Below are 14,889 nucleotides of genomic sequence, written 5' to 3'. Positions count from 1 at the left end.
CGCTCTAAATCGTCGAAACCTCAGCGCACGCGGCGCACATGGATCCCCGGCTGTCCATCGAGCCGCGCCTTGAAGCTACCCATCGCCGCCTGACGAATCACGATCTTGCTGCCGGGCCTGGGTTCGATCGCCAGCGATTCGGTGTCGACCTGAATCCAGACCGCGCCGTCGGCCAGCGTGAACTGGTATTGGCCGTAGTTGTACTGGCGCACCCCCGCGAGCGTGGTTTCGATTTGCTGGAAGTCCTCGTCGCCCGCGCCACCCGCGAAGAGCTTGACGTGGGGGAGCGTGAATCCGAACAGGCCTTTGCGGGCCTCGCGGATTTCAGCCTTGTCCGCTATGACGATGTCGTGGGCTTGTTCCGCGTGCTGCAGCGCGGCGACGTGGCTGTCATAGCAGGCCAGCCTGGCCGTTGCATCGGCTAAGCCGCGGCAATCCATCATCTCGCGGAACACCTGCGGCGTGGCCAGCTCGTCGGCCTTGATGTCCTTGGCGACTGACGGGCTGGCCAGCGCGATGGCGGCACCGGCGAGCACGAGGGCGGATGGTTTGCGGGCAGGCAGTTTGCGAACGGGGCGCATTGAATTCGATCCTCCGGGCAAGTCGATGGCGTCGCCATCTGCTGCGCTCTTGCCCGGCATGGCATCGCAGGTCAAATGCCACACGACCATCGACGGTAGTGCCGAAACCCCATAATTCGGGGCCTTTTGAATGTGTGGCATTATGGTTACATCCGGAACAAAACTGCCGCAATTCCCGTCGCTCTGCTTTACAGCGCCCGCCGCGTTGGGCAACTCGAGCGACATCCGGGAAGATGAATGGCGCATTACGGCGGTCGTTTTTCCTCCTGGCCTATGTTCTGGCGGGCAATGTCGCTCCCGCCAACCTTATAGGGGCTGGAAACCAATGAACACATACTCGAAGTTGAAGGCAGGCGTTGCGCCCGCAGCGCTTGGGCTCGCGCTGGTCGCGTCCCCTGCTTTCGCCCAAGACACGACCGTTGCTCCGCAGGCGGCCGATGCCGCCGCCGACGCGCCGCAACAGCAGATCATCGTCACCGGTTCGCGCATTGCCAACCCCAACCTGACCTCGATCAGCCCGGTTACCGTGGTGAGCTCGCAGGAAGTCAAGAACCAGGGCACGACCCGGGTGGAAGATCTGCTGAACTCGCTGCCGCAGGTGTTCGCGTCGGAAGGTTCGTCTGACGCCAACGGGGCATCGGGCATTGCCACGGTCGATCTTCGCGATCTCGGTTCGGTCCGCACGCTGGTCCTCATCAACGGCCGCCGCCTTGGCGCTGGTGACCCGTCGGACGTCGTCGCCGATCTCAACTTCATTCCCGGCGCGCTGATCAAGCGCGTCGATGTGCTGACCGGCGGTGCTTCGGCAACGTACGGTTCCGACGCGCTCGCGGGCGTCGTCAACTTCGTCCTCAACACCGATTTCGAAGGCGTCCAGCTCGACGCGCAGACCTCGTTCTATCAGCACAACAACGACTACAGCAACGCCAACTACCTTGGCGCGCTGAAGGCGCGCGGTTACCAGCAGCCGATCGGCAACACCGTCGATGGCGCGGGCAAGAACGTCAACCTGACGATCGGCGCGGGCTTCGACGATGGCCGTGGCCACGTCACCGCATACGCCGGCTACCGCCGCGTCAACCCTGTCACCCAGGGCGACCGCGATTACAGCTATTGCGGCTATTCGGCCGGCACCAGCAGCGGCAGCAACTACTACACGTGCGGCGGTTCCTCGACTGCAGCCAATGGTCGCTTCCGCCGCACCCAGAACGTGGGTCTGGGCGCCAACCCGGTATATTCGCCGACCGGCACCAGCTTCACGCTGAATCCGGCTGCTCCCGGCACGTTCCGGACGTATTCATCGACGCGTGACGGTTTCAACTTCAACCCGTACAACTACTTCCAGCGTCCCGACGAGCGGTACACGATGGGTGCATTCGCCCATTACAAGATCAACGATTCATTCGATCCGTACCTTGAAGTGATGTTCATGGACGATCACACCCGTGCGCAGATCGCGCCGTCGGGTGCGTTCTACGGCACCGACTTCTTCATCAACTGCAACAACGCGCAGGCATCCGCTGCGCAGCTTACCGCGCTTTGCGGTGCCGCTGCCGGTTCTGCCACGTTGCAGTCGGTGTACCTGGGTCGTCGTAACATCGAGGGCGGCGGGCGCGTCGATGATCTTCGCCACACCGACTACCGCATCGTCACGGGCATGAAGGGTCAGATCGCCGACGGCATCAGCTACGATGTCTACGGCCAGTACTACAAGGCGCTGCTCACTGAGACGTACGAGAACGATTTCTCGCGCGCCAAGCTGAACCGGGCGCTGAACGTTGTGACCGGCCCCGGTGGTACTCCGGTTTGCGCCTCGGCGATCCCGAACGCACAAGGTCAGGTCATCGATCCGCTGTGCGTCCCCTACAACGTGTTTGCCATCGGTGGCGTGACGCCGGGTGCCGTGGCCTACCTGCAGACCCCTGGCAAGCGCGACGGTGCGAGCACCGAATACATCGCCAGTGGCTCGCTCAGCTTCGACCTGGGCAAGTACGGCTTCCAGTCACCGTTCGCCGCCGACGGCGTGCAGATGGCGATCGGCGCGGAATACCGCAAGGAAGTCGTCAAGCTCAGCAACGATCAGGAATTCCTGACCGGTGACCTTGCCGGCCAAGGCACGCCGTTCGGCGTTCGCGACATCAACGGTTCGTACACCGTTCGCGAATTCTTCGGCGAAGTCGCGGTGCCGCTCGTCAGCGAAAAGCCGGGCATCTACCAGCTCGCGTTCACCGGTGGCTATCGTTACTCGGACTACAGCCTCACGGGTTCGACCAACACCTACAAGCTGCAGATGGAATACGCGCCGATCCAGCAGGTCCGCTTCCGCGCCGGTTACAACCGTGCGGTTCGCGCGCCCAACTCGCTCGAGCTGTTCTCGACGCCCAACGTCGGCCTGTTTGCGGGTTCCGACCCTTGCGCAGGTGCATCGCCGACCGCTTCGGCCGCTGCTTGCGCCCTTACGGGCGTAACCGCTGCCCAGTACGGTACGATCGACAAGAATCCGGCCAACCAGTACAACCAGCAAACATCGGGCAATACCGGTCTTCGTCCGGAAAAGTCTGACACTTACACGCTGGGCGTAGTGGTCAATCCGCTGCCGAACTTCTCGTTCACGGTCGATGGCTATGACATCCGCATCAAGCAGCTGATCAGCACGCTGGGCGCGCAGTTCATCCTCAACCAGTGCATCTCGGGCGGCAATCCGTTCTATTGCAACGCCATCCAGCGCGCACCGGGCGGTTCGCTGTTCACCGGCACCGGCTTCGTCGCCAACCCCACGCTCAACCTCGGTTCGGAAAAGACCCGCGGTATCGACGTGACGGCACTGTACAAGCTGAACGTCGGTCGTGGTGAATCGGTGTCCTTCGACCTGGTCGGAACCTACCTCGACAAGTTCGAAGTCGAGCCGGTTTCGGGCGCGCTCAGCACCGGCAAGTACAACTGCGCCGGGCTGTTCGGGCTGACCTGCGGTACGCCGCTGCCGAAATGGCGCCACAAGCTCCGCGTGACCTGGGCCGATGCCGATGGTCTGTCGGTTTCCGCAGCATGGCGTTATTTCAACCACGTGACCAACGACCAGAACGACAGCAATCCGCTGCTCGGTAACGGTCCTGGCACCGTCAACCCCGAGGTTGCCCGCATCCCGTCGGTCAGCTACTTCGACTTCACCATGTCGGCGCGGATTGGCGACAACTACACCTTCCGCGTCGGTGTCCAGAACATCATGGACAAGACGCCGCCGGTGACCGACTCCAACTACACGAACAACGGCTCGGGTACGTACGCCCAGGTGTATGACGCACTTGGCCGTTACGTGTTCGCTGGCTTCACGCTGAACTTCTAAGGTTCGGTACTGGCCGCGAAAGCGGTCCCAATCTGGGGCGGCGTGTCGCAAGACGCGTCGCCCCTTCTTTTTTCGCCCTCTTCTTTTTTGCATGGTCCGGTTTTAGGATCGGTTCTTTACAGGGAGCCGCACAGCCTGCGGCACACGGGGGCCAATGGACGACGCGCTGCAACGCTCCGCCGATGCCGCACTGGCCAAAGGCGACATCGCAGGCGCGCGCGCCTTGCTCGAGGCGCTCGCCGCCCAAGGCAGCGATTTTGCCACGTCCATGAAACTGGCGGCCGTCCAACGCCGCACCGGCGATCTTGCCGCCGCGCTCGACACGGTGAACCGCGCGCTCGACCTGCAGATCGATTTCGTCGCGCTGTTGCTCAAGGCCAGCCTGCTCGAACAACTTGGCGATGCACCCCGCGCGGCGGAAATCTATCGCGCCGCGCTGTTCCACGCGCCCGATGCGGCCTCGCTTCCGCGGCCTGTCGCCGCGCGGCTCGATCATGCCCGACGCTTTCTGGGCCAGGTGCGCGCCGCGATCGATGCCGACTTGCGCGCGCTTCCCGCAATGGATGCGATGCACCGGGCGCGGGCGCACCGTTTTGCCGACAACGTGCTCGACCGTCGCGCGGTCTTCCATCAACAACCCACCCACTATCGCTATCCTGGCCTTGCCGATCAGGAATTCTTCGACGGGGCCTATCCAGCGCTGGCAGACCGCATGCGCGCCGCCTTCCCCGCGATCCGCGCCGAATTCGAGGCGCTGCTCGCCGCGCATGGAGACCGGCAGGCCCCGTACGTCGATTTTGCGCCGGGCCAGCCGATGGGGCAGTGGAAGCCGCTGAACCGCTCCGCCAGTTGGAATGCGCTGCATCTCGTCCGCTATGGCGAGGTCGATCCGGTCAATGCCGCAGCCTGCCCCGAGACGATCCGCGCGTTTTCCGGGGACCATCAGCCGGATATCGCCGGGCTTGCGCCCAACCTGATGTTCTCGCTGCTGGCGCCGCAGACCCGAATTCCCCCGCACCATGGCGTCGCCAATTTTCGCAGCGTGCTGCACCTGCCGCTGATCGTTCCGCCCGGATGCGCCTTCAGGGTCGGCGCCGATTCGCGCGCCTGGGTGGAAGGTCAACCATGGATCTTCGACGATACCATCGAGCACGCGGCATGGAACGAGAGCGGCGCGCTGCGTGTCGTGCTGATCGGCGACTTGTGGCGCCCCGAACTCGACGAGCAGGACAAGGCGATCGTTCGTGCGCTGGTCGCTGCGCAGGGGGCCCCCGGGCGACTGGGCGCTTTATAGGCGTTGTGGATGCGCAAGAGGCTGGAAACCGATGCAAACTGTGCTACAATTGAAACTATAAACGACCGCACCATGCCGTCGTCCGCAACGGAAAGTGTCTACATGAAGTCTATGATGTCGGTGGCGCTGGCCGCTGTTTTGCTTTCTGCTGCCCCTGCTCTTGCTGCAGATCCTGCACCGGTGGCGCCTGTTGCCGCGTCCGCGCCTGCCGCTCCGGCAGCAAAACCCGTCAAGGCGTCCGACCGCATCGTGTGCCGTTCCGACGACGAGATCGGCTCACGCGTGCACAAGAAGCAGATCTGCATGACCGTGGCCGAATGGCGTGAGAACGGCCTGCGCCAGGGCATGGACATGGAACGCCGCGAAACTGCCCGTTCGGGTTTGAGCGGGGGCTAAATTTTCCGCGCCCTAGGGCAAACCTGCGCTCAGGTGCCGATCTCGAAGCGCTCGATCCACGGCGCAAGGATAGGCTCCACCGTCGCAAGCTGCTTTTCGTACCGGTGCCACCCGCCCGATCCATCGTAAAGTCCGCGCCGGACTTGCGTCGCGCTCGCGGTGGAAACGCCGCGCCGCTGGGCCGTGCGATCAAACCGGCGCAAGTCCTCGCTCCACTCTGCCCCAAGATAGGCGCACAGCGCCTGTGTGGTGGCGTCGAAATCGCGAACGAGGGCTGAATAGGACAGGTTGAAATGCTTGATCGCCAGCGTTTCAAGCGATGTTTCGATCACACCCCACGTCGCGGCATAGTGCCGGGCGGTGCTTTCGAGCGAGGAGAACGCCATCGTACCGGCGTTATACGCAAAGTTGGTGTGGAAGCAGCTCCACACCACGTCACGCGGATCGCGACGCATGACGATGACCTTGGCGTGGGGGAACAGCCTTGCGATCACCGGCAGGCGCACGCCCTTGAACGGGTCCATGTCGACCAGCATCTTGCCCGCCAGCTCTGTACCCGCCGCCAGGTTCGCCCTTCGCCAGTAGTCGGCGCGCAACGCGTCCAGCTCGGCTTCGGGCAGGCTCGCCAGCTTTTGCAGGCCATCGGTATCGGACAGGAAGCGGCGATCGACTTCTGACAACGTGGGCCGCTCCTCGATCGCGACAGTTGCCGGCAGCGTGGCGAGAATGTTCTCGACGAGCGTGGTGCCAGATCGGGGATAGCCGGTAAGAAATACATGAGCAGCAGCCGGCCCCGCTTCCACGGCCGATGCCGTTGCGATGCTTGTCGCCCACGCCTTCGGATCCGCTCTGTGCAGCGATTCGGCAACGCCCTCGACAAAGGCGATCGGATCGCGGGCATCCTCGCCCTCGCGCGCGCTGTGGATGGCGTGAAACAGCGTCTGCGCGCGCAAGTAGCAGCGATAGGCATCGTCGTGGCGACCTGCGCCTTCGTAAGCATCCCCCAGCAGCGTGCGCGTGTTGATCAGTAACTCGCGCTGGTCATCCTCGGTGCCGACGATCGGCTCGAGCAGCGCGATCGCGCCGGTGAAATCCCGTTCCTCGATCGCCAGTTGCGCCAATGCGTTGCGTGCGGTGATGTTGCCGGGATCGAGCTTGAGTGCATGGCCCGCCCGCTGGCGCGCTTCGGCCAGGTCGCCGCGCCGCGCCATGATCGCCGCGAGTGAAGCGTGCGCTGCGGCATTGTTCGGTTCATACTGCAGCGCGCGCAAGTAATCGTCCGCCGCGTCGGCACTCGCGCCGCCTTTCTCGAACGTCGATCCGCGCTCGAACCAGGCAGCGCCATAGGTCTGGTCGATCGCGATGGCGCGCTCGAACGCCTGGACCGCCGCCTTCAGCTGTCCCTGCTTGCGCAGCACGATGCCGAGCGCGAGGTGAATCGTCGGGTCGGCAGGCGCAAGCCTGACCGCATCGCGCAGCAGGCGCTCGGCTTCCTCGAACTGTCCATCCTCCTCGCGCCGCCACGCGACAAGGTTGTAGAGGATCGGATCCGTTCGGCCCGCTGCAAGAGCGGCTTCGGCCAGGGCAGCAGCGGCGGCGGTATCGTCCGCATCAAGAGCGCGATCGATCCTTGCGAGTACGTCGGTCATATCGCAGCCATAGCCCGCGCAGCGCGGTTTGCCAGCCCCTCGCAGCGGTTTGCCAGCCCCTCGCAGCTTCGCGCACCGCAATCGCAGGTTCGACAACACGCGCGGGCGCGGCTAGCCCCTTGGGATGGCTTCGCGCGAACAACACCGGCAAACGCTACGGTCGACGGCAGCGGTGAGCGCCGACGCGCTCTACGGCGCGGCGCTTGATGCCTTGGACCAGGGGATGTTCGGGGATGTCGCTGCGCACATTGCTCCGGAAGTTCAGGGTGCGCGCGCTGGAGACATGCGCTTCTGGCAGCTGCTTGGGCTGGCGCACCGTGGACTGCAGGACAGTGCGGCAAGCCATGCTGCGTTTGCGCGCGCCGCAGCCCTCGCGCCACGCGACCCGTTGGTGGCGCACAGCCTCGCGCGGACCGCGCTGGAAGCCGGCTGGCCGGCGAGCGCGCTGTTCGAAAAGGCGCGCGAGCTTGCGCCGGCCGATGCCCCGGTATTGCTCGGCCAGGCGGCGGCGAGGCTGGCTGAGGGTGACGGGGACGCGGCCTGTGCCGGGCTGGCGGACGTGCTGGCAGCCAATCCCGGATGGATCGAGGGGCACCACGCGTTCGCGCGCATTGCAGCGATGGCGGGGCGCGCGGTCGACCGGTCGGTGCGTGCCGCGCTGGTAAGGCATCCACAGGATCCGGCGTTGTGGCGCACGCTGATTCGGCTGGCGCTGGAAGCGGACCAGTACCGCAGCGCGCTTGCGATCGTCGAAGCAGCCCGTTCCAGGCTGGGACATACGGCCGAACTGGCGCGGATCGAGGCGATGTGCACCAGCGAGATTGGCGATCCGGCAACTGCCCAGCGCCTGTTTGCCGGGCTGCCTGATCCTGCGACGGCGGCCGAGGTGGTGGCGCCGTTGCGCAACCTGATCCGTCTCGGACGGTTCGAGGAGGCGCTCACGCTTGCCGGGCGCAGGTTCGGCGAGGATCAGGATCTCGGCCTGTGGCCGTACCGCGCGCTGCTGTGGCGCATAACCGGCGATCCCCGGTGGAAATGGCTCGAAGGCGACGAGCGGCTGATCGGAGTCTACGACATCGGCAGCGCGATGGGTGATCTTGCCGGCCTGGCGGACCTGCTGCGGCACTTGCACCAAGGCGTATCGCGGCCGCTCGACCAATCGGTGCGCGGCGGGACGCAGACCGACGGCAACCTGCTCGCCCGGGCTGAGCCCGAACTGCGGCGCTTGCGCGCGGTCCTGCTCGACGCGGTGGCGGGCCATGTTGCGCAATTGCCTCCGCCCGTTCCGGGGCATCCAACCTTGCATGTCCGGCGCGAGCCGCTGCGCATTGCGGGCGCTTGGTCGGTCCGGCTGAGCGGTGCCGGCTTCCACATCGACCACATGCATCAGCAGGGCTGGCTCAGTTCGGCACTTTATGTGGCGTTGCCGCAAGGAGCCCAAGGCATCGGAGCGGCCCATGGCGCGCGCCGAAACGCGGGCTGGTTGGCATTCGGAGAGAACCGTGCGCTGCTACCCGATCTCGAGGGATTCCGGCTGGTAGAGCCGAAGGTCGGACAGCTTGTGCTGTTCCCCTCGACGATGTGGCACGGTACCCGGCCGTTCGAAGCCGGTGAGCGGTTGACCGTTGCGTTCGATATTGCGCGACCGCGCCAGGGCTCCTAGCCCACCACCTTCCACAGCTTGAGCTTGGATTCCGGCGCGATCGGTAGCGGCTGGAGCCATGCGGGGGGGTGACCCGCGACCAGATGCGCCATCCATCCGTTGGGTGCGATCTGAGCATAGACCATCGGCTCGCCCATCGACGGGCAGATCATCACCAGCGTGGCGTGGCGCTGGTGGACGATGGCGCGGGCCTGGTCATCGCTGCCGAGGAACGCCACGATCACGTCGTGCATGCCCGCCGATCCGCGATGGTGGCCGGTGGCGACGACCCGGTGGTGCGTGTCGACCAGCAGGTACGGTCCGATGTCGACCGGGGCGAAGATGTCGGTCGCGGGCAGGGCGTTCAAGGCGGCCGCTGCGGCATGATAATCGCAGGCCTTGGGCATGATTTCGGCGGTGTGCCCGATGCCGGTCTGCTGGGTCGCCAAGGTCCACGCGAGCACCGGCAGCGAGGGATACAGCAGCGTCCCGATGCCCAGCAGGGCGGCGATGCGGCGCAGCGGCTGGCGCACGGTCCGCGACCGGTTCAGCAGGTCGCGCACCAGTGCCCCGGCAGGCGCGGCGCCGAGCAGGCAGGCGGTGCCCGCCGCGCGCGACACCAGCATGGCGATCACCGCCGATCCGGCCAGCACCAGCGTGATGTCGAGCCATAGCAGCCGCGCTTCGCCATCCTTGGCGCTCCACCACTGGTACGCCGCGCCGATCAATCCAAGGAGCGGCAGCACGATCATCGCCGCGGCGACGGCAGGCGGCATCTGCCACACCGGCATGCCTTCGCGCACGTGGTTGTACCAGTATTTGCGCACCACCGGGTCTAGCTCGGCAAACGCGCCGCCCGCGCACTGCGGGGCCGACAACAACATGATCGCGATGGCTCCGGTGGCGATGAGCGCCATGGCTGCCAGCACGAGCGGCAGCCGTCGGCGGCCCATCGCGGCGATGCCCAGGCAGCCCGCCGCGCCCCATGCGAACACCGCGAGGTGGACTGGCGAGACGGTGTCGCAATGGTTGACCGGATCGAACGTGCCGCGCGTCGCCAGGAAGAAGCCGATCGATCCGACGGCGAGCGCGCCCACGGTGTGGACCAGCCAGCCGCGCCCACCATGATAGCCTTCGCCGGGATCGCGCAGGAAACGCAGCGCACAGACCGCGCAGAACACCGCCGTCAGTGGCAGGCCCTCAAGCGAGATCGCCAGCGACGCGGCCATCGCCAGCCCGATTGTCCAGCCGCCCTTGCGCGGATCGCGCATCGCCAGCCCGTTGAGCGCGACCAGCGCCAGCACGATCTGCCAGCCGTGATGATCGATCCGCATCGGCTGGAGCTGGGCGATCGCGGGGGCCGCCAGCCCGCTGAACAGGCACGCGAAACCCGCCGCCTCCACATCGAGCAGTTGCCCGGCCAGCCGACCGATCAGCAGCAGCGCGCACAGCAGCGTCAGCAACGGCACGGCCACGACAGTGACCGCCTCGGCCAAGGCCGTGCCCAGCAAAGGCTTGAGCAGCACGATCATGCCGGCCAGCGGCAGGTCGACCAGCCGCGACCAGTGCATGGCCACGCCCTGCGGGGCCGCGACGCGGTACTGGTGGACGTCGAACCAGTTCTGCCCCGAAAGAAAGTCGCGCACTTCGAGCAGGCGCAGCGCATCGTCCTGGTCGGGAAACTGCCAACCGGCGATCGAGCGGAAATGCGTGGCGATCAGGAACGCGCAGATGACCAGCCAGATCAGCAACACGCGCTTGATCAGCGGCGCGGTCATTGGCGCCGGTCCGGAAGCCATAACCGCCTGGCTCACCGGAACACGATTCGTTTGCGCAGCAGCCAGGTGGCGGTGAAGCTGGCGGTGATCGCCACCAGCTTGGCCAGGCGCGGATCGAAGCCCGCCGCGCTGGCACCGCCGACGATGGCAGTGGTGATCGCCAGCCCGATCATGGCGGACATCACGAACATGGCCTTCTGGCGGGTGCGTTCGATGCCCTCGGGCGCGACCAGATCGGCAAACACCTTGCGGCTCGACAGCACCCAGTGCGCGGCGATGCCCAGCGCATAGCCGACCGCGGACGCGGCCATGGCCGGAACGTGCGCGCTGAGCAACGCCAGGAAGCTGCCCATATCGACCGCCAGCGCGCCGACGCTGGCGACCAGATAGCGCAGCAGGGTCACCTGCCGCAGCTTCTGCAGCAGCGGAACCAGCGTCCGGGTCATGACGGGCGCGATCCGGGCCGGGTTATCGGCGATCACGCGGCGCGGGATTTGGCGGCGACGCGGGTCGGCACATCGCGCACCGAAGCGAGCGCGGCGGCCTGGTCGGCGCTGATCGCGGGGCGGGCTGGCGGCGTGGCGTCGGCAGCGGCACCGCGTGCCGGCAGGACCTTTTCCGCGCCCTCGTCACCGGCCTCATGGTACTCGGCGTCCTCGTTGACGCACCAGATGTCGTAGACGCGGCTGCCGGCGACGATGTTGTCGACAGTCAGCATCGCGGTCATCATCGCGTGGTCCTGGTTGTTGTAGCGGTGCATGCCGTTGCGCCCGACCATGTGCAGCGTGGGGTGCGCCGTTTCCAGTTCGGTGCGCATCGCCGCGACGTTGGCGGCATATTCGTCGTCATAGACCGGATAGGCCTTTTCCTGGCGCACGACCACGCCGCCGATCACCTGGTCGGCGGAAACGAGGCCGAGGATCGCCATTTCCCGGGTGGCCAGCGCGATCAGATCGTCGTCGCTCGAGGCCCACAGGTTGTCGCCTTCGAAGCAGAAGTATTCCAGCCCGACGCAGGCCACACCGTCCTCGGGCACCATTTCGGGCGACCACGAGCGGAAGTTCTGGATGCGGCCGACCTGCACCTTGCTGTCGTGGATGTAGATCCAGTTGTCGGGGAACAGGTCTTCGGCGGCGCGGATCTTGAGCGCGACGGTCAGGAAGTCGCGATAGCGCAGCCGGCTCGCTTCGAGGCTGGTTGCGGGCAGCGGGTGGAGCCGCGCGGCCAGCTCGCGCATCGGTGCGGAACTGATTGCGTGGCGTGCGGTGATCACGCGCTCCGCACCGTCTTCGGCGGTGGCGGACACGCGCCAGCCGCCATGGCCGTCGCTGGCCAGCTGTTTCAGCGCGTGGCCCATGTGGACGGTGTTGCCCTTCGCCACGACGAAGTCGCGCGCGGCGTCCCACATCATGCCCGGCCCGAGGCGCGGATAACGGAAGGTTTCGAGCAGGGTCTTGGTCTGCATGCCGTCGTTGGGGCGCTTGTTGAGCCCGAGGCTGCGCTTCAGGCCATCGAGCACGGCAGCACCCAGCGACAGGCCCTTGATGCGCTGTGCGGCCCAGTCGGCGCTCATCTCGTCGCACGGCATGCCCCACACCTTTTCGGTGTAGGTCTTGAAGAAGATCGAGAACAGCTTCTGCCCGAACTGGTTGACGGTCCAGTCCTGGAAGCTTTTCACGTTGCGGTTGGGAAACGCCTTGGCTTTGGCGAAGCTCGCCATGCACAGCGTCGAGCGCACCAGCCCCAGGTTCCACAGCGCCTCGAACGCGCGCAGCGGATAGCTGTAGAACTTGCCCTCGTAATAGATGCGGCTCATCCGCGGGCGCTGGATGAAATCGTCGGGCAGGATCTCGTTCCACAAGTCGACCACCGCCGCGCTCTTGGAAAAGAACCGGTGGCCGCCGATGTCGAAGCGATAGCCCTCGTGCTCCACCGTGCGGCTGATGCCGCCGACGTAGACCGGGTCTTTCTCGATGATCGCGACCGAATAGCCTTGTTTCGACAGCAGGTAGCCCGCCGTCAGCCCCGCCGGGCCGGCACCGATGATCGCCACATCGACATCGTGCGACGCGGGCGCGCCGGAAGCTGTGAGCTTGCCTTGCGCCGGATCCTTACCGAACTCGCTACCAGAACCCATCTAAACCCCCACTCAGGCGTTGGCACCCGGCCATGGTGAGTGAAGGAAATTGGATAAAGGATGGTTAACGCGGCGCTGCGAAAGGGCGAAAAAGGGCGCCGTCGATGCGGCGCAATGCCCGTGGATCAAAGCGCCTGGCGTGGCTTTGCAGGCTGTTCGGCAGCGGCATCCGAAATCGCTTCGGACAGCTGTAGCGGCGCCGAAATGCGCGCCAGCTCATCCAGCTTGAACGTGCGCTCGAACAGCAGGCCATAACGCGGATGGCTGCGCCAGCGCACTTTGGCATAGATCGGCGGCATGATCCCGGTGTCGACCCGGACCAGTTCGTTCATCAGCAGCCACTTGTCGCACTGGATGCAGCCACCCTGCTGCGAAATGTCCTCGAACGAGACCGGCGTCGCGTCGCCGCCCGAATGCACCGTGGCCTGCAGTGCGATGCGCAGGCGCACGTGCCGCTTGGGAAACGCGCCATGGCTTTCATCGAGCAGCCGCTCGATCTCGATTTCCTCGCAAAACCGGAAACCGGCATGGTCCTGCGTCGACCACACAAGCTCCAGCGCATGGCGAACCCCGTTGCCCAGCTCGACATGCAGGTTGCGGTGCGTGGGCAGCGGATGAAACAGCCGGACCTTGATCCCGGTGGCAGACGCATCGCGGATGATGCACAGATATTCGCGACCGTCGGCGATCAGCTTGGCGGCGCGGATCAGCAGCGTGAACCGCGGGGCAGCACGCAACTCGTCGGTCGCCTGCGCTGCGGCGCTCACCGGGCTTTCGGGCGGATCCGCCGGGCCCTTCGATCCGAGATGATTCTGGGCCAAGCCCGTTCCCCTAGTGCGCCGCTCCGGCAGCCGGATGCGCAGCCCGGCCACACGCATGATACGGCCAATATGATTGCCGATGCGTTACCAAGCGCGGGCGATCGGCAGAAAACGAACATTTTCAGGGAATGCGCCACGGTGACCGACGCTGGTGCGGACGGCGGGACTCGAACCCGCACGATCTAAGATCAAGGGATTTTAAGTCCCCTGCGTCTACCATTCCGCCACGTCCGCAGTGCAGCGCCGGGTGGCGCGTGTTCCTCATGACCGCACTGCTCGTAACCGGCGCACGGGAAGGCGGCAATCGGGATTTGGCAGGATTTGGCGCACACATGAACGCAGGCTCCGCTGTTCAGCGGACCAAAGTCATAATCCGGCGGACCGGAAACGCTAGTCGGTGTTCAGCCGCGCGCGCATTTCCTTGCCTGGCTTGAAATAGGGGACGCGCTTTCCGGGCACATCGACCGATTCCCCCGTGCGCGGATTGCGGCCACGGCGGGCATCGCGTTCACGCGTGGAAAACGCGCCGAAACCGCGCAGTTCGACCCGGCCGCCTTCGGCCAGCCGCTTGCCGATTTCATCGAAGAACACATCGACCACGCGCTCGATCTCCTCGCTGCGCATGCCGGGGCTTTCCTTGGCGAGTTCCTGCAACAGTTCGGACCTGATCATATTCCACCCTCCGCAAGCCGCCCGTGGCAGCCCCAATTTCCCGAGCGCCGACCGACCCCCCGGAGCGCGCGGCAATCCTGCCAGAGCCGGGCCGCCCTGACAATCGTTTCCATGTCATAAGTTAATGTGTCCGGCGGCCAGGGTCGGGGGCGCCGCAGGCCTGGTCAGCGAACGGTTTCGAACAGTTCCGCAGGGTCGATCCGCAGCCGGCGGATGCGCGCCGAAATCTCCGGCCATTCCTGCGCCAGGAACGATGCCCGTTCGCTTTGGCGCAAGGTTTCCGCCGCGCCTTGCGCCACGTACATGCCGACTCCGCGCTGGACCTGGACCAGCCCTTCGGCCTGGAACTGCTGATAGGCTTTGGCCACGGTCAGCGGATTGGCGCCCTGGTCCACCGCAAACGCGCGCACCGATGGCAGCAGTTCGCCTTCGGCATAGCGGCCGTCGATGATCGCCGCGGCAATCTGGTCGCGCAGCTTGAGATAGACCGGGCGGCTGCCGGACGCTGTCGGGGGCGGGGACATGGGTGATGTAGTGCCATAATACAGCGTGGCAGGCAACGATTTCCCGCGACGG

General features: G+C 65.6%; 12 protein-coding genes and 1 tRNA gene. 4 read left to right on the top strand and 9 right to left on the bottom strand.

Annotated elements, in window-relative coordinates; genetic code table 11:
- Nucleotides 1-20 precede the first annotated feature (20 nt).
- On the bottom strand, nt 21-827 hold the full coding sequence (locus NL2_RS00785) for a hypothetical protein (protein ID WP_157082963.1): 807 nt from the start codon (nt 825-827) through the stop codon (nt 21-23).
- 79 nt (nt 828-906) lie between these two features.
- Between NL2_RS00785 and NL2_RS00780 the strand changes: the two genes are divergently transcribed.
- The 3 genes from NL2_RS00780 to NL2_RS20970 all read left to right on the top strand — a co-directional run bounded on the left by NL2_RS00780 (nt 907) and on the right by NL2_RS20970 (nt 5,614).
- Nucleotides 907-3,924, top strand: coding sequence for a TonB-dependent receptor domain-containing protein (locus NL2_RS00780; protein WP_068070679.1), 3,018 nt, complete (start codon nt 907-909; stop codon nt 3,922-3,924).
- 154 nt (nt 3,925-4,078) lie between these two features.
- Nucleotides 4,079-5,218: an aspartyl/asparaginyl beta-hydroxylase domain-containing protein gene (locus tag NL2_RS00775; protein WP_068070677.1), complete on the top strand. Its 1,140-nt coding sequence runs from the start codon at nt 4,079-4,081 to the stop codon at nt 5,216-5,218.
- A gap of 9 nt (nt 5,219-5,227) precedes the next feature.
- Entirely contained in the window at nt 5,228-5,614 is a 387-nt protein-coding gene (locus NL2_RS20970; protein ID WP_157082962.1) for a hypothetical protein, read from the top strand.
- A 29-nt stretch (nt 5,615-5,643) separates the two neighbouring features.
- On the opposite strand, the gene NL2_RS00765 is transcribed toward NL2_RS20970, so the two are convergent.
- Complete coding sequence (locus NL2_RS00765) at nt 5,644-7,263, bottom strand: tetratricopeptide repeat-containing sulfotransferase family protein (protein WP_068070673.1); 1,620 nt, start codon at nt 7,261-7,263, stop codon at nt 5,644-5,646.
- A gap of 172 nt (nt 7,264-7,435) precedes the next feature.
- On the opposite strand from NL2_RS00765, the gene NL2_RS00760 reads away from it, so the two are divergent.
- On the top strand, nt 7,436-8,926 hold the full coding sequence (locus tag NL2_RS00760) for a 2OG-Fe(II) oxygenase family protein (RefSeq protein WP_169799444.1): 1,491 nt from the start codon (nt 7,436-7,438) through the stop codon (nt 8,924-8,926).
- On the opposite strand, the gene NL2_RS00755 is transcribed toward NL2_RS00760, so the two are convergent.
- The 7 genes from NL2_RS00755 to NL2_RS00725 all read right to left on the bottom strand — a co-directional run bounded on the left by NL2_RS00755 (nt 8,923) and on the right by NL2_RS00725 (nt 14,837).
- Complete coding sequence (locus NL2_RS00755) at nt 8,923-10,683, bottom strand: hypothetical protein (RefSeq protein WP_245647509.1); 1,761 nt, start codon at nt 10,681-10,683, stop codon at nt 8,923-8,925. The genes NL2_RS00760 and NL2_RS00755 overlap by 4 nt on opposite strands.
- 32 nt (nt 10,684-10,715) lie before the next feature.
- Complete coding sequence (locus NL2_RS00750) at nt 10,716-11,129, bottom strand: GtrA family protein (protein WP_068070938.1); 414 nt, start codon at nt 11,127-11,129, stop codon at nt 10,716-10,718.
- A 32-nt stretch (nt 11,130-11,161) separates the two neighbouring features.
- Nucleotides 11,162-12,820, bottom strand: coding sequence for an NAD(P)/FAD-dependent oxidoreductase (locus NL2_RS00745; RefSeq protein ID WP_084355757.1), 1,659 nt, complete (start codon nt 12,818-12,820; stop codon nt 11,162-11,164).
- A gap of 125 nt (nt 12,821-12,945) precedes the next feature.
- Entirely contained in the window at nt 12,946-13,641 is a 696-nt protein-coding gene (locus tag NL2_RS00740) for a PilZ domain-containing protein (protein ID WP_245647508.1), read from the bottom strand.
- 149 nt (nt 13,642-13,790) lie between these two features.
- A tRNA-Leu gene (locus NL2_RS00735) sits at nt 13,791-13,875 on the bottom strand.
- Nucleotides 13,876-14,031: 156 nt separating this feature from the next.
- Complete coding sequence (locus NL2_RS00730; protein WP_068070667.1) at nt 14,032-14,313, bottom strand: integration host factor subunit beta; 282 nt, start codon at nt 14,311-14,313, stop codon at nt 14,032-14,034.
- A gap of 164 nt (nt 14,314-14,477) precedes the next feature.
- Nucleotides 14,478-14,837, bottom strand: coding sequence for a GntR family transcriptional regulator (locus tag NL2_RS00725; protein ID WP_068070665.1), 360 nt, complete (start codon nt 14,835-14,837; stop codon nt 14,478-14,480).
- Nucleotides 14,838-14,889 lie beyond the last annotated feature (52 nt).

It is taken from the genome of Novosphingobium lentum NBRC 107847, from assembly GCF_001590965.1.
Lineage (GTDB): Bacteria > Pseudomonadota > Alphaproteobacteria > Sphingomonadales > Sphingomonadaceae > Novosphingobium > Novosphingobium lentum.
Note: the sequence above shows the minus strand (reverse complement) of the source record. Positions and strands in the feature narration are given on the sequence as shown.

What these genes read in the sequence shown, in the direction of transcription:
- NL2_RS00765 (WP_068070673.1), bottom strand. Translation starts at nt 7,263, where the DNA reads ATGACCGACGTACTCGCAAGGATCGATCGCGCTCTTGATGCGGACGAT.
- NL2_RS00745 (WP_084355757.1), bottom strand. Translation starts at nt 12,820, where the DNA reads ATGGGTTCTGGTAGCGAGTTCGGTAAGGATCCGGCGCAAGGCAAGCTC.
- NL2_RS00750 (WP_068070938.1), bottom strand. Translation starts at nt 11,129, where the DNA reads ATGACCCGGACGCTGGTTCCGCTGCTGCAGAAGCTGCGGCAGGTGACC.
- NL2_RS00725 (WP_068070665.1), bottom strand. Translation starts at nt 14,837, where the DNA reads ATGTCCCCGCCCCCGACAGCGTCCGGCAGCCGCCCGGTCTATCTCAAG.
- NL2_RS00730 (WP_068070667.1), bottom strand. Translation starts at nt 14,313, where the DNA reads ATGATCAGGTCCGAACTGTTGCAGGAACTCGCCAAGGAAAGCCCCGGC.
- NL2_RS00785 (WP_157082963.1), bottom strand. Translation starts at nt 827, where the DNA reads ATGCGCCATTCATCTTCCCGGATGTCGCTCGAGTTGCCCAACGCGGCG.
- NL2_RS00780 (WP_068070679.1), top strand. Translation starts at nt 907, where the DNA reads ATGAACACATACTCGAAGTTGAAGGCAGGCGTTGCGCCCGCAGCGCTT.
- NL2_RS00775 (WP_068070677.1), top strand. Translation starts at nt 4,079, where the DNA reads ATGGACGACGCGCTGCAACGCTCCGCCGATGCCGCACTGGCCAAAGGC.
- NL2_RS20970 (WP_157082962.1), top strand. Translation starts at nt 5,228, where the DNA reads ATGCGCAAGAGGCTGGAAACCGATGCAAACTGTGCTACAATTGAAACT.
- NL2_RS00755 (WP_245647509.1), bottom strand. Translation starts at nt 10,683, where the DNA reads ATGACCGCGCCGCTGATCAAGCGCGTGTTGCTGATCTGGCTGGTCATC.